Annotated in this window: 13 protein-coding genes and 1 tRNA gene (1 of these 14 running past the window's edge); 6 read left to right on the forward strand and 8 right to left on the reverse strand. The window is 40.6% G+C overall.

The window, feature by feature from the left end:
• The first annotated feature begins 47 nt into the window (after positions 1–47).
• The gene (locus tag J5O05_RS10540; protein ID WP_244369566.1) at positions 48–1,682 is read left to right on the forward strand and encodes an RNA-binding domain-containing protein; all 1,635 of its coding nucleotides are present in this window, start codon (positions 48–50) and stop codon (positions 1,680–1,682) included.
• Positions 1,683–1,783: 101 nt separating this feature from the next.
• On the forward strand, positions 1,784–2,116 hold the full coding sequence (locus J5O05_RS21880) for a hypothetical protein (protein WP_244369568.1): 333 nt from the start codon (positions 1,784–1,786) through the stop codon (positions 2,114–2,116).
• Positions 2,117–2,376: 260 nt separating this feature from the next.
• On the opposite strand, the gene J5O05_RS10545 is transcribed toward J5O05_RS21880, so the two are convergent.
• The 4 genes from J5O05_RS10545 to J5O05_RS10560 all read right to left on the reverse strand — a co-directional run bounded on the left by J5O05_RS10545 (position 2,377) and on the right by J5O05_RS10560 (position 4,838).
• The gene (locus J5O05_RS10545) at positions 2,377–3,255 is read right to left on the reverse strand and encodes a site-specific integrase (protein ID WP_208842030.1); all 879 of its coding nucleotides are present in this window, start codon (positions 3,253–3,255) and stop codon (positions 2,377–2,379) included.
• Positions 3,248–3,469, reverse strand: coding sequence for a hypothetical protein (locus J5O05_RS10550; protein WP_208842031.1), 222 nt, complete (start codon positions 3,467–3,469; stop codon positions 3,248–3,250). Before J5O05_RS10550 ends, J5O05_RS10545 begins: the two co-directional genes overlap by 8 nt.
• A gap of 645 nt (positions 3,470–4,114) precedes the next feature.
• Positions 4,115–4,543, reverse strand: coding sequence for a hypothetical protein (locus J5O05_RS10555; RefSeq protein ID WP_208842032.1), 429 nt, complete (start codon positions 4,541–4,543; stop codon positions 4,115–4,117).
• 16 nt (positions 4,544–4,559) lie between these two features.
• Complete coding sequence (locus tag J5O05_RS10560) at positions 4,560–4,838, reverse strand: helix-turn-helix domain-containing protein (protein ID WP_208842033.1); 279 nt, start codon at positions 4,836–4,838, stop codon at positions 4,560–4,562.
• An 89-nt stretch (positions 4,839–4,927) separates the two neighbouring features.
• On the opposite strand from J5O05_RS10560, the gene J5O05_RS10565 reads away from it, so the two are divergent.
• Positions 4,928–5,125, forward strand: a complete 198-nt coding sequence (locus tag J5O05_RS10565) for a hypothetical protein (RefSeq protein ID WP_208842034.1) — start codon at positions 4,928–4,930, stop codon at positions 5,123–5,125.
• 332 nt (positions 5,126–5,457) lie between these two features.
• On the opposite strand, the gene J5O05_RS10570 is transcribed toward J5O05_RS10565, so the two are convergent.
• Positions 5,458–6,495, reverse strand: a complete 1,038-nt coding sequence (locus tag J5O05_RS10570) for a hypothetical protein (RefSeq protein ID WP_208842035.1) — start codon at positions 6,493–6,495, stop codon at positions 5,458–5,460.
• 21 nt (positions 6,496–6,516) lie between these two features.
• Positions 6,517–7,098: a hypothetical protein gene (locus J5O05_RS10575; protein WP_208842036.1), complete on the reverse strand. Its 582-nt coding sequence runs from the start codon at positions 7,096–7,098 to the stop codon at positions 6,517–6,519.
• A gap of 358 nt (positions 7,099–7,456) precedes the next feature.
• On the opposite strand from J5O05_RS10575, the gene J5O05_RS10580 reads away from it, so the two are divergent.
• From J5O05_RS10580 to J5O05_RS10590, 3 genes are all read left to right on the forward strand, one after another.
• The gene (locus tag J5O05_RS10580) at positions 7,457–7,696 is read left to right on the forward strand and encodes a hypothetical protein (RefSeq protein ID WP_208842037.1); all 240 of its coding nucleotides are present in this window, start codon (positions 7,457–7,459) and stop codon (positions 7,694–7,696) included.
• Between the two features lie 62 nt (positions 7,697–7,758).
• A complete protein-coding gene (locus tag J5O05_RS10585; protein WP_208842038.1) occupies positions 7,759–9,123 on the forward strand; it encodes a bifunctional DNA primase/polymerase in 1,365 nt (454 codons plus the stop codon).
• Positions 9,124–9,352: 229 nt separating this feature from the next.
• Complete coding sequence (locus J5O05_RS10590) at positions 9,353–9,862, forward strand: hypothetical protein (RefSeq protein ID WP_208842039.1); 510 nt, start codon at positions 9,353–9,355, stop codon at positions 9,860–9,862.
• 179 nt (positions 9,863–10,041) lie between these two features.
• Here the strand turns inward: J5O05_RS10590 and J5O05_RS10595 are convergent.
• Both J5O05_RS10595 and J5O05_RS10600 read right to left on the reverse strand, forming a co-directional pair.
• Positions 10,042–10,118 (reverse strand) — tRNA-Pro (locus tag J5O05_RS10595).
• Positions 10,119–10,230: 112 nt separating this feature from the next.
• A protein-coding gene (locus J5O05_RS10600) for an alanine/glycine:cation symporter family protein (RefSeq protein ID WP_208842040.1) crosses the window boundary here: on the reverse strand, positions 10,231–11,379 show its 3' portion. 267 nt of this gene lie beyond the right edge of the window; only the last 1,149 of its 1,416 coding nucleotides appear in the window; the start codon falls outside the window, past its right edge — the gene reads right to left on this strand; its stop codon occupies positions 10,231–10,233.

Here is an 11,379-nt window from a genome sequence, read left to right on the forward strand (position 1 = left end):
GCAGCAGTCTGTGTTCGCAAGTTAATGATTTTTTGTGTAATAATTGTTTGTATACGCTGTTAGTTTTTTACTCAGCTAATGGAAGTACTGAGTTACCTCTTCCAAAAAAATGCCAAAGATACAGGGATATTTTCAATATGCTAAATATAAGTGATTTGATCGATATTCAAACTCTTTCAGAATCTTCTGAGCTGGAGTTTAAGCTTGCACATGGCAAAGATGGTACAGGCAAGTTACCCGAAGACTTTTGGCCTACGTATTGCGCTATGGCTAATAGCCGTGGAGGTTATGTTGTACTTGGCATTCAAGAAAAGAAAGGGAAATTTAACGTAGTTGGAATCCAGAATGTAGAGGTCGTTAAAAAGCAGTTGTTTGACATAGCGAACAATAAAAAGAAAGTGAATGTTAACCTGCTATCGGATCACAGTGTAAAAGTCCTTGATATAGAGGCGCAATCTGTACTTGTAGTCGAAATTCCAGCTGCGCGCCGCGAGCAAAAGCCTATTTATTTAAATAATCAGCCAATCCTTGAGACCTATGTACGTTTACACGAGGGTGATCGTAAATGTTCAGAAGAGCAAGTGCGTCGTATGATGGCTGAGCAAGTAGAAGATAGCAGGGACAACAGAATTTTAAAAAACTTTGATATGTCGGATATACAAATTGAGAGCCTTCAGGCATATAGACGTTTGTTGTCCGTTGCAAAGCCGGGACATCCAGCTCTGGAACTGGGTCATTTTGAATTTTTACGTTCAGTTGGTGGATGGGCGAAAGATCGGCAGTCAGGTCAAGAAGGAATGACCCTTGCGGGTATATTAATGTTTGGAACTTGGGAAGCTATAAGGGATGCAGCACCAAACTACTTTGTCGATTATCAAGAAAGACCTGAAGCTAAAACAGAATTGCGTTGGGTGGATCGTATTTGTCCCGATGGAACGTGGTCAGGTAATATTTTCGATTTTTATCGCAGAACTTATCGGAAACTCACTGAAGATCTAAAGGTTCCTTTTGAGCTAAAAGATGGAATTCGGCAAGATGAAACACAAGTACATACGGCGTTGCGAGAAGCGCTAGTAAATACTTTAGTGCATGCGGATTATAGTGGAAGACTGTCTGTATTAGTTGTGAAACGGCCTGATTTATTTGGTTTTCGCAACCCTGGCTTGATGCGTATTCCTCCTGAGCAAGCAATAAAAGGTTACGAAAGTGACTGTCGAAATCGTCTCATGCATCAAATGTTTTTGATGATTGGGGCGGGAGAACGCTCAGGTTCAGGCATACCAAAAATTTTTAGTGGTTGGAAGTGGGCAAACTGGAGAGTACCTCGATTACATGAAAAATCTGAGCTCGAGCAGACCTTATTAGAACTGTCAATTGTAAGTTTAGTTTCCGAAGAAACAGCTGCAATTTTGAATCAAAAATTTGGCAGCAAGGTTGATAAACTCAATGAGCTTGAGCGAAGTATTGTCATAACTGCTGCAGCAGAGGGTTGGGTTGATCATGAGCGTGCTTGCCAATTAACTAGCCTACATTCAAGAGAAGTTACGCTTGCATTACCAAAGCTTGTGAACCATGGTTTTCTTATACCGCATGGCTCTAAAAGAGATAAGTCATATACTTTGCCAGGAGTTGAGGCCTCCCGTCTCCTGATGAAGTTTTCGCAGTTAATCCGTTATCTCTGAATAATATCATCACTGATAGTCGCCATATGATCACGGATAAGATTGGGTTGATAACGGATTACAATAAGTTGATCACTGATAATGGAAGTATAAGAGATGAGATGGGTCGTTTAATTACAGAAAAGCTGCCTTATCCATGCATTGATGACTTTAACCTATTGAATGAAGAGTTACAGCAACGATTATACGCAATATCAAAACCAGCAAGAGAGAAAAGACGATTACCTAACGAAGCTATGGACAAAATTATTCTAGAGTTGTGTAAAGGTCATTTTATCCCATTGAGTACAATAGCTATGCTTGTTGACCGTACAGCGCAAAATATTAGAGAAAAGCAACTTTCACCTCTAGTAGAGCTTGGTAAAATGAGCATGGCTTTTCCCCATGCAAAGAGACACAAAAAACAGGGATACATCACAATATCCCAACCGTAATTTATGATTGATTGTGGTTTATTAATAGGGAAATTGATCTGAGTGACTTAAGTCATTTCTAAAGTAATGTCCGACAAATTTCCTGGTCTTTTTGATATGAACTCCCCAATCTGGGCGAAATAGATCGTTTGATAGAGGATTCTACCGCACATAATCCATTCAACCGTCCCGAGATGGAATTGCCTAGATAGTTACTATAAATCGCTTCAAGAAGCGGCAGGATAATGAACACAACTAAATAAAAGTTAGAGTTTTATTTATTAAAGATAAACCTCTGTAATCTCTGCCCTAAAATGTCCCATCTCGATGGAAACGGTCTTCAAGGCCGTTTCATATTTTAAGCCCAATGTTTTTAGCTCGACCATTCTTTCTTGGGCGTAACTGTGCCTAAGTCCATGAGCGCCAGTTGAAAACAGCAAAGCGCGTTTTGAGGCTTTCTGAAATGAGTCTGACCATTTTTTACCGCCAGCGATATCATACCGCTGTAGATAATTGATTTTTCGATCAACCACCGTAATGGGTTGGCTTAGCCGCCTAGCTTCAAGTTGTTGTGCTAAGTGCCTAGGTATAAGAACATGACGGATTAAACCTCCTTTGCCTTGAACCGTGTACAGCTCACCTTGACGGCCTTGCCATTTTGACTCTATGGTTTCACGTTTGTCTGGTGCTCGCTCTGAACTTTTAGCCAAAGTAAGAAGCTCATGAGCACGAAGGCCTGCTGCATAGGCGAGGTGTGTCGCGAGTTGATGTCGCTGGCTTTGGTGCTTTGCTACAAATTGAGCCTGCTCAGCGGTATAGGCCCTTGCTCGTTTGATCTCGTCGAGTTTAGAGCTAACGCGATAGAGTTTTTCATTTGGTTGTAGCGTGCCGTTAACTTGCATCATCGCTTGTATAGCTTGGCGCTCCATATCAACGGATTGCTGCCTAACCAGTTCAGAACGATACTCTAAGTAGTGTCTGGCTTGTTCAATAGTCATGGCTTGAATACCATTGATACCAATGTCTTTTGCCCAACTGGCTACCGTTTTCAACGCTTGTTCATAGTTTCGTATGGTGCCAAGAGAGCGAATTCGGTTAGCTTTTGTCAGTGTTTTGATTGCATTGTGCGCTTGAGTATCGGCTTTGGCGAATTTAGGCATTTTTATCTAACCACCTTTTCACTGTTGTCCATTGCACGTGAATATCTTTCCTTGCAAGCCATCGCTGTAATTCGGCTTTAGATGCACCTGCTGCGAAAAGCTTTCGTAGCTGAGAGCTAAATTGGTCAAGCTTTGAAGGCTTCTTGCGCTTGCGAGTAATGAGTTGTGACTGAGCTTTTAAGAAGCTCACTTCTTTATTTACATTAAATGTCATGATTTGCTCCTTGGTTGTAAGATTAACTGGCAACACAGTTGCTCAGCGGCACTGAAGCCTATTCGCCCCTGTTAAGCGTGACAACGCATGGCTCGGACTGATCTCGCCAAAATAAAAAACCTCAGATACGTAGACGCGGCAGCAACTAAGCGCCGAATTTGAAAGCGCCATAAACGTGGCGCGCGTGACATAAAATGAAAAGCGTGAGGGTCCTCACTACGTGGTGTCGGCAGCCGAAAAGCGCCGTTTTTCTTTGATGCCCGAAGGGCTATTTCACTTTTAGATTAGCCTTTGACAAGCAAGAATTCAATCTGCAAATACGGCTCTGCGTATAACCGTTGAAAACCCAAGCCCCCCGCTATGAAGCGAGCGATTTATCGCTTCGACATAGCGGGGGCGTAGCCCTTTTTAAAGAGGAGGAAATTGCTCATGATGCCTCGGTTAAAAGGGCTGGGTTTTCTCTAAATTTGCAGACCCGAACAAACTCACTTAGGCTTAAAGCTGTCATTTGTTTTGGAGTTATTAAATGAGTCCTGTGATTGTCAGCAACTTACTTATTTTGGCTTTGGTGGCGTTTTTTGCGGTGTGGTTTTATCGCGTGAATAGGACAAAGTAATCACACGATAAAAGCAATAGCGTATGTCTTTACTTGTCCTTCATGGTTGGAACATCATATTTCGACAGAATTGTAATCGCTTCGTTAGTTGTAAAACGCCCAGTTGGACTCGGTAATTTGCCGTTGCTTGCGCCAGCTTTAAATATGCCTTTATATCTGACCAATTTACCTTCATAAGCTAGGCTGAAAGCGGCTATCACTTCATCAGAATTTTGCTCAGATTGATAGTCGGGATAAAAGTCATGATCGATAGAATTCTCAATCACATAATGTTCATAGCTCTCACGATCGGTAAATAGCTTCCAGCTTTCAAACTCTACTTTTATAACGCCTACTGTTTCGATGCATTTTCCATTAAATACCTTGGGATTGGCTATCAATCTATATATCGATACGTTCTCACATGCGAATATATTAAAAGACATCAAGGACAAAATCGTTAATGCAAGTTTTCTCATCGTGCAACCAACTTGTTTAAGGTAATGAGGCATTAGCGCGATATTCGGCTAATTGCAGAGCAAGTTCATCTTCTTCACAGAACAAAAAGGCAGTAGGCACTTCTAGCACCTTCGCGAGTGCTTTAACCGTTTTGAAGTCGGGTGCGTGAACTCCTTTTTCATACTGATTCATCCGCGCCGAAGCTGAGAATTCATCCATACCGGAGAGGATACCAAGCTGTTTTTGCGATAAGCCTTTTTTCTTTCTGGCCTCTTTCAGTCGTTTAGGAAACGGAGAGTCATCGTTAGTTTTCATGTGATTACAATTTAAACTTGAAAGCTAAGAGTTTCTTAGCTTTAATGAAATGCAGATACTCAGGATTTCTTAGTTTTAATGAGGTGGTTATGTTTCTTAAAGCGCTAAAGGCAACAGCAATATTTGCCCTTGAAGTCATGCTGGATGACGGTGGGGATAAAAAGTCAGACCAAGATAAGTTTATTGATGAACACAATGATGGAATGGGTAACGTAAACTTTTACGGCGACGAATATACGGAGCAAGAAGCTCGGGAGGCTGACGACAGGGGAGAGTTTTATTATTAAAAGTTATATCTTTTTTGAGTTATAGAAAGGGCTGAAATATGGGTTGGTTCAGCCCTTTTAAGGCTTCGGTTAGTTTTTACAGCCATTCTTTTTGCAGGTCACTTTATCATGCGTGTTAGTCCAATGTGATGGATTATCTTTGGTATCAAACCCACACCCAGTGGTTCCGCCTTTCTGGCCTTTGTGAACTATGCTTTCATCATTTGGTGGAGTGTGCCGTACGTTCATAAACATGTCCTCTAAATTATTTGGCTACGAAAAAAAATCAGCTTCTTAAGGCTAGTTTATAATTTGAGTATGTAAACTCGGCTTATGTACTTGGGCGGAAAAAGCTACTCTTTTGCTAGTTCATCCTTTTCATCCTGTGCTTTATTTGGCTTACTCTCCCTCGACCAGGATAAGACAAGATCTTTGGCAACTATGTGTTCTAGCTCCCCAATTTTTATAAAGTAGTTTTCACCGAGGCTAGATAAGATAGTAACGTCTTTGTAGATACAGAAATCGGTTGAGTTGGTAGAAGCGTGCAGGTTTTGGGCCTTAAAATAGTTACATGCTGATTTCTTCAGGATTAAACTTTTGATTTCAAAGTTCCCAAATCCATAAAGCTTTATTACAGCTTTGGAGATAGTTGTACTTGCATTGAAGCTGAGCAATACTATGAATAGGGTACATAATGAAATAACCCCATAGAATATGAATGCAGAGATCCTACTTGGTCTCATCGCAGTAATTGTATTTATACCTAATATTGTAATAATCGCGATAATGGTCATTTCGTTTAACTGTAAATCAACAGCTCCCTCTGATAATGAATTAAGTAACAGCAGAGGGTATAGTGATGCAACAATACTTATAAAAGACGCCCAGCAGTATTCTATCGCCTCAATCAACGTGTTTTGACTTTTTTTAGGAATTTCAAAGAGAGAAACGGTTTTTATAGAAATGTAAGTCATTATAAAAAATAAAATAATGCCTATTTTTAAAATATTTTCCCAATATGGCTTCTCAACAAGAAAAAAAGATGTGAACATAGTCGCTTGAGGGAATAGAAACAAACTTGCGCAAAGGACATTTTTGTAAGTTTCACTTTTGTTTTTATAGTGTGTACTTTCTCGAATCCTTTTCCCAAAGGTTCGATACCAATACTCACCAGGTAATATGAAAACCACTGAGATAATTACAAGCATCAAGAAAGCAGTAATGGCGCTTGCACCTAAAAGCATCGTTGAAGATTGAACGTCAAAACTCGGCATATATTGGATATGCGCATAGTAGATAGTAAATATCGACCCACCTAACAGTAATATTGATGACCAAAATATGGTGCCCAAATTGTTATAAAAGTATTCCTGTAACTTCTGCATATCCATAAGTTTGTCCGCAATTATGGGCTAAGCCCAGTTCATCAAGTCTGCATGCAGGCCTAAAGGTTGAAATAGTTTTTGGCCAAGAGGAAGCCTTGAGAAGATTTCACCAATACTCTTGGGAAAAATACTGTAGCCAGATCGTTCTAATAACTCTCTTTCCAAGTATAGATTCGCAATATAGAGCTCTGCTAGGGACTCTAACACGTTACCGAGGTTAGCTTTTTTGAAGTGCTCTCTGCGTTCATGTTTTACGCTGTTATAGTCTGACCACCAAGCAGGGGATTTATCTTCCTCAAAAGTTTTCCACGGCATGTAATGCAACTCGAACTCAAAGGACTGTACCGTCTCATTTATTAACCCGAGTTGATTATTCACTATCCACTCGCGATAAATTTTGATATTTGCTTCGTTAGATTTCTTAGCAGGGCCAATATCACATAGCTCTTTAAGTACGACTTCCACTTCAGCGCAAATAGCAAGATAGAGTTTAACGAACTCAATTGAGTATGTTCTGAAGTTATCAGAGGCAAAGTGAACATAGCGCGATAAAGCATATACGTCAGCTTCAAGCGATAAGTAATAACGCCAATGTAAGTTTTGTTTCATAGGTTCCTTACCATTACGCCACAAGAGCGTATTCCTTTAGAGCAATGCACTTTAAACGATTTAACCAACGAACTTCAATTTTAATGTTTAAGTGGGGTATTAATTAAGCATTAGGTAAGTACAGCTAATCCAATCTGTTCTTTTCTTGATACTTCACTTTCAATCATCTATATTCATTTTCACGCACTTAAAGTGTGCAACTTGCGAAGGGAGTCACTACGGTGACCGAAAACAGGCGCCTTTCTTTGGCTGCCTTCAATACGTAAAGAGGATATGGGTGTTGTTAATGCAATGCCCAAATAATGAAGCAAATTAAGAATAATGCCCTTCACTCTTTTAAACGTATTGGAGGACTATCATGTCGTTACCCACTCAATATCTTTCTACTTCAGAGCTTTGTGAAATTTTACACATCGAGAAGCGTTCGCTTCACAATCGTTTGTCATTGCAGCGTAAAGCAATTCGCGAAGGCGCTGACCCACAAAGCAGAAAAGTTCAACAGTTTGCTCCCCCCTCAATAAAAGTAGGGCGGATTTACCTGTTCCGGTGGGATGCGGTTCAGTGTTGGCTTTCGCGTCATCAAGGAATGAAAATGTAAGGAAGGCGCAAGGAGTTGCTTGACCGGCGATACCCCAAACGCACTTTGCATTTCCAAATTATATGCTTGCCTTCAAAGAAAGGCCACTCGTTGAGTGGCCCAGATACGCTATTGCTTATCCGCGAGATTTTCATGACTTAATTGAACTGCAATCACCTAAGTTTGTGAGAGCTTTGTTTAGTAAAAATCATGAGTCTAAAAAGTACATCCATTTACTTGGGAATAGTCAGTCAAAACGCTCAACCAACTTTAGCGCTTTCAAAAGTGCTACGAGTCGATATGTACTTGGTGTGCTAAAAAGTAAAAGTGAGGCGGTAAATTGCTACTTTACACCGAACGAGTTTTTTAGTTGGCCAAGATGTAACAATCTTGCTTTATTGAGAGCCAATTGGCTCGAAATCGACCTCGATGAGAAATGTCACGCCGAATCGGTTCGAGATTTGGAAATCACAATAGTAGCCGACGTTTTCGCCCGAATTGAGGAGTCTGGATTGCCCCCGCCAACTGGATATGTGCTTTCTGGCTCAGGTGGTATTCATATTTATTGGATTTATGACCCTGTCGATGCAAAAGCAATGAATAAATCATTGTGGCGTACAATAGCCAACTGCTTGATAGAGAGGTTAGGGAATTCAGTAGGTAGCTGGCATATAGACCTTATGGCAACAAAAAGGGTAAGTGGCTATATGCGAATACCTGGTTCTGTACATGGTCGAACAGGGTTGAGCGCTAGGTATTTTGGTTCAGGACCTAAATATACTTTTGAAGAGTTATTAACTTGCTTGGGTTTAGATAGTCTTCATAACCGACTATTACAGTTAGAGCAAAAGCGAATCGTAGATTTGGCATCGTATTCTAAAAATACGGAGGTAAAACGAGGCCCTAAGAAAAGATATGGTCACAGCATCAAAGAATGGTGGATGAAATGTATCAATACGATTCAAATGCATTTCAATCAAATAGGTATGGTGCCAAAAGGTAAGCGAGATAAAACGGCCTTTATTATGTTTGTCGCGTTTCAGCATTTAAATAGAGAAACGGCCTTCGAGCGGCTTTATCAGTTCAATGCTGAGCGAATAGGGCTTCCCGATGATGAGTTGGATAATCTCATTAAAACAGCCAAAACAACACTATATCGATACAGGCAAGAAACATTAGCTCTTTATTTAGAAGATTTGTTAGGTTTTCGACCAGAGTATTTGATTCCAAAGGTAAAAGAAAAGCTAACTAAAGAAGAGATAAAACAAAGGCAATCAAAGGCAGCGATTGCATCGGCTAAAAAGAAAAGAAATCGATCTCAGCGACAAGTGAAGAAAGAGTACTTAGCTTTGCAAGAGTTGATGGGACGACCACCAACGCGACGTGCTGTAGCCGAAAAAAGCGGACTAAGTATAAGAACGGTTAAAAGGTATTGGAATGATTGTTAATTATTTATGTGTTTGGTTATTTGGGTGTTAATCTCGAGTAATTATAATATAGGCGTGGGAATTATCCGTATGAGACAAGGTTACTATCAGCCTTTCTTCTCCATTAGAGATGAAGTTAAAAGGCTTTGGGAAGGATGCTTAATAGCTTTATTTTTTTTTTCTAATTTCAACTATAGGAAGTTACTCTGAATATGAGGGTGAGCATTATCAAAAGTTATTTGAAGCCCTAATGGGAACTGATTTCATGCTTATGGGCTTCATAGGATATTACATTGCACTGAGTTTAGCTTGTTTTAGTAGTAATAGTTTAGAGCAAGCCTATACATGTAAGTGGGCCTCATACGCTAAAAATGTTTTACTGTTTCCTATTGTTGGCTATATCGTTCCAGCCTTCATCTTTACTTTCTTAAATCTTTTTTACACTTTTTACGTGTCGGAAGAGATCAATACAGTAGCGTGGTGGCACTGGCCCTTAATTGCCACGCTAGGCTTGGTTTTATATTTCGCTCTAATCTTTTCCCCGGTTTTAGTTCACAAGTTTTTTAAAAGCACATCATTGAAGAAAATAGGAGGTTTGTATTTAGCACCTAATCTATTGATTAGTGTTTTTGTTGTTGAGAAGACATTCTTTGCAACCAAGGATATATTCTCCTTCTTTATTGTCACTTTAATTTCTTTATCTGTTTTCATGGCTTTGCTGGCAATTTGGTTCGAACGCAGAAGGAAAAAAGGAGTTTAAGCAAGGTGCCATTAGGTTTCGTCCTATATATCCTCCCCTAAAAGGAGCTGAAAGGGCAAAATAATTTTATTGGAATATGGTGCGACAAATGTGCGATATACAAAACTGAGTGATGAAAATAAAGTGCGATAAGAATAATAGTAGATAGGTTTAACTTATTGAAAGGGGTGAAAATTGAATGGTCGGCATAGCAGGATTTGAACCTGCGACCCCTGACACCCCATGACAGTGCGCTACCAGGCTGCGCTATATGCCGACAACGGGCCTTACTATACGGAGATTTTTTTAAAAGGCAACTGCTTAGGTGTTGATTGCACACTTAATAATCGAAAGATAGGCGCTACTTTTATATAGCGCCTAAAATGAATCTAATGCCAGATGCCCTTAGGTAAAGTTTTGGCAAGATGCGGATGTTTGCTCGGGTCGAACGTTGGGATTTGTCCTGCTTTTAACTGCGATTGATAATCTTTAGTTAGCCAAATCACAACGCCTGAAAGCATAAATAAAGCGATAACGTTAATAATCGCCATAAAACCCATGGATACGTCTGCCAGAGTCCAAACAATGCCAAGTTCACTGAGTGAACCCCACATCACCATGCCAAGCACACACAAACGGAATAACATTAATCCCTTTTCATGGTTATGTTCTAGAAACAGTAAATTTGTCTCTGCATAGGAATAGTTCGCAACGATAGAGGTGAATGCGAAGAATAAAATCGCTATCGCGATGAAACTCGCCCCCCATTCGCCAACATGACTGACAAGAGCAGCTTGCGTTAGTGCAATGCCAGTCAGTTCAGAGCCTGGAGCGTAGGCCTCTGAAAGTAAAATTATCGCCGCTGTCGCGCTACAAATAACGAGCGTATCAACAAATACCCCTAACATTTGCACATAACCTTGTGATGCTGGGTGATTTGGGTTAGGCGTCGCTGTCGCGGCTGCGTTTGCTGCACTACCCATACCCGCTTCATTGGAAAATAATCCGCGTTTAATTCCTTGGATCATGGCTTGCATTACGGCATAGCCGATTGCGCCGGCACCGGCTTGTTCCATGCCAAATGCACTATGCACTATTTTCATAAACACGGACGGTAATAACTCGGCATTTATTGCACATATATAGAGTGCAAGTAAAAGATAGGCTAACGCCATGAAAGGCACAACCAGTTCAGCAAAGCGAGAAATGGTTTTTAAACCACCAAAAATGATAAATGCAGAACCAAATACGAGGGCGATACCCATGTACAGTTTGGGAATACCAAAGGCAACTTCAAATGCCGCCGTGATGCTGTTGGCTTGGACTGCATTGAACACTAGACCAAACGCAAGAATTAGACACAGAGAGAATGCCACGCCCATCCAACGTTTTCCGAGGCCCATTTCCATATAGTAAGCCGGACCACCACGGAAGTTACCTTCATCATCCCGGGTCTTATAAGCCTGCGCTAGAGTGCTTTCAGCAAAACTGGTAGCCATACCGATAAGTGCAATCAACCACATCCAGAATATGGCACC

Origin of the sequence: Pseudoalteromonas xiamenensis (genome assembly GCF_017638925.1) — a bacterium.
GTDB classification, from domain to species: Bacteria; Pseudomonadota; Gammaproteobacteria; order Enterobacterales; family Alteromonadaceae; genus Pseudoalteromonas; species Pseudoalteromonas xiamenensis.

Coding starts and splice junctions, on each gene's coding strand:
- J5O05_RS10575 (WP_208842036.1), bottom strand. CDS start 7,098: ATGAAACAAAACTTACATTGGCGTTATTACTTATCGCTTGAAGCTGAC.
- J5O05_RS10555 (WP_208842032.1), bottom strand. CDS start 4,543: ATGAGAAAACTTGCATTAACGATTTTGTCCTTGATGTCTTTTAATATA.
- J5O05_RS10570 (WP_208842035.1), bottom strand. CDS start 6,495: ATGGATATGCAGAAGTTACAGGAATACTTTTATAACAATTTGGGCACC.
- J5O05_RS10585 (WP_208842038.1), top strand. CDS start 7,759: ATGCTTGCCTTCAAAGAAAGGCCACTCGTTGAGTGGCCCAGATACGCT.
- J5O05_RS10560 (WP_208842033.1), bottom strand. CDS start 4,838: ATGAAAACTAACGATGACTCTCCGTTTCCTAAACGACTGAAAGAGGCC.
- J5O05_RS10565 (WP_208842034.1), top strand. CDS start 4,928: ATGTTTCTTAAAGCGCTAAAGGCAACAGCAATATTTGCCCTTGAAGTC.
- J5O05_RS10580 (WP_208842037.1), top strand. CDS start 7,457: ATGTCGTTACCCACTCAATATCTTTCTACTTCAGAGCTTTGTGAAATT.
- J5O05_RS10590 (WP_208842039.1), top strand. CDS start 9,353: ATGGGAACTGATTTCATGCTTATGGGCTTCATAGGATATTACATTGCA.
- J5O05_RS10550 (WP_208842031.1), bottom strand. CDS start 3,469: ATGACATTTAATGTAAATAAAGAAGTGAGCTTCTTAAAAGCTCAGTCA.
- J5O05_RS21880 (WP_244369568.1), top strand. CDS start 1,784: ATGGGTCGTTTAATTACAGAAAAGCTGCCTTATCCATGCATTGATGAC.
- J5O05_RS10545 (WP_208842030.1), bottom strand. CDS start 3,255: ATGCCTAAATTCGCCAAAGCCGATACTCAAGCGCACAATGCAATCAAA.